The following is a 1,710-nucleotide window of genomic DNA, read 5'->3' as shown; positions in this document are numbered from 1 at the left end:
TACTTCATGGTCACCAACCTGGCCCGGACCTTGGGCGAGCTCAAGGAGCGCAGCATCTGGGTGATTGGCACCAGCGATGACGCGCCGCGCAGCATTTACCAGGCCGACCTGAAAGTGCCCACCGCCTTGGTGCTGGGTGCCGAAGGCGCGGGCATGCGCCAGTTGACGCGCAAAAATTGCGACGAGCTGGTCAGCATCCCCATGCGCGGCGCAGTCGAAAGCCTGAACGTGTCGGTGGCCAGTGGCGTGTGCCTGTACGAAGCCTTGCGCCAGCGAAGCTGAGCTGCTTGCACTGCATCGAACCATTCAAAAAAGGGAGCACGCCATGTCCAAAAACACGACCCGGATCGCATTGATCTTTGTTCTGGGTGCAGCCAGTCTGTTGGCCGCCTGCACGCAAGAGCAGCAAAACAAACTCAGCCGCAGCATTCAAAACTGGACGGGCACCAACGGCGTGATGGAGGTCTATGCGGGCGAGAAGTTGGTGCGCCGCTTCATCAAGGTGGACAAGGTCAGCACCGCTTTGGGCACCGATGACAAGCTGCCCCGTGCCTACCGTTACGGCTACGGTGTGCTGGACGAAAACTTGAATTTCGAAGTCGATCCCGGCGAGAAAAAAGTGTATTTTGAAGTCAGCGATTACTCGAACACGGTGTTCTTCGAGAGCCCACGCTGACACTTTGATGCGATGGGTTAACGGGCATCTTCGGCGAGCCCTGAGACGCCAACTCAAACCCAGCCCAAACCGCCCAACGCGGCACCTGCCCCAATGAGCCACAGCAAGTGGATGCGGGTGCGCCACACTAAAAGCACGGCCAACAAAGTCAACAGCCACAGCGGCCAGTCGCGTGCAGGCTGGTTGTGGCTGGCGGTCAAGAGCCAACCCGTGGACACCAAAAGCGCGATAACGACCGGTGCCATGCCCAGTTTGAAGGCCCGTACGCCCAAGTTGTCTCTGTGGCGCTGGGCCCAGCGTGTCGTGGTGTAGGTCAAGATGGACGAGGGCAGCATGATGCCCAGCAAACTCAGCACCACGCCTAAGGCCGACAAGCCCACGCTGAACCAGCCGCCACCCAGCCCAGCGCCGGCGTTCAGGCCCACGTTCCAGCCGATCACCGCCACAAACAACACATTGGGTCCTGGCGCCGATTGCGCCAGTGCGATGGAGGAGCTGAACTGCGCATCGCTCAGCCACTGGTGTTCGTTCACCAAAAACCGGTGCATGTCCGGCGCGGTGATGATCGCGCCGCCTACCGCCAACATGGACAGGGACAAGAAGTGGTTGAAAAACGCCAGCCAATCGCTCACGCTCAGTTGCACGGCCAGGCTCATGCGGCCCCCCTTGTGCCCAGCATTTGTCGCCTGAGCTGAAAATAAGCCCAACCACAAGTGGCGCCGCCCACCCCCAACAGGACCCAGATCAGCGGCCAGCGCAGCACGCCCACGCCAACGAAGGTGGCCAAGACGGCGGCCGCACACACCGGCAGACCCATGGGGTTGTGTTTCAAGGCGCTGATCAGTTTGATGCCGGTGGCGGCAATCAAACCGGCCGCTACGGCCCCCATGCCGCGCAAAGCGCCTTGCGCCCAAGGCGTGTCCGAGACGCCACCAAAGGCCATGGCCAACAGCAAAACAACGGTCAAGGGGGCCAGCAGCAGGCCCGCCAAAGAGGCCAGTGCACCGCCCAAACCAAAATGGCGACCACCGATC

4 protein-coding genes are annotated in these 1,710 nt (G+C 61.2%); 2 read left to right on the top strand and 2 right to left on the bottom strand.

Annotation, left to right across the window (positions count from 1 at the left end):
- Together Q0341_RS11850 and Q0341_RS11845 are read left to right on the top strand one after the other, a co-directional pair.
- A partial coding sequence (locus tag Q0341_RS11850) for a TrmH family RNA methyltransferase (protein WP_299513547.1) occupies positions 1-282 on the top strand: 282 nt, incomplete at its 5' end.
- A gap of 43 nt (positions 283-325) precedes the next feature.
- A complete protein-coding gene (locus Q0341_RS11845; protein WP_299513545.1) occupies positions 326-676 on the top strand; it encodes a hypothetical protein in 351 nt (116 codons plus the stop codon).
- A gap of 53 nt (positions 677-729) precedes the next feature.
- Here the strand turns inward: Q0341_RS11845 and Q0341_RS11840 are convergent, their stop codons facing one another.
- Complete coding sequence (locus tag Q0341_RS11840) at positions 730-1,332, bottom strand: chromate transporter (protein WP_299513543.1); 603 nt, start codon at positions 1,330-1,332, stop codon at positions 730-732.
- On the bottom strand, positions 1,329-1,710 hold a 382-nt coding region (locus Q0341_RS11835), incomplete at its 5' end, for a chromate transporter (protein ID WP_299513540.1). The genes Q0341_RS11840 and Q0341_RS11835, both read right to left, overlap by 4 nt.

It is taken from the genome of uncultured Limnohabitans sp., from assembly GCF_937889215.1.
Classification (GTDB): Bacteria; Pseudomonadota; Gammaproteobacteria; order Burkholderiales; family Burkholderiaceae_C; genus Limnohabitans_A.
This window is presented reverse-complemented; position numbering and strand designations above follow the sequence as displayed.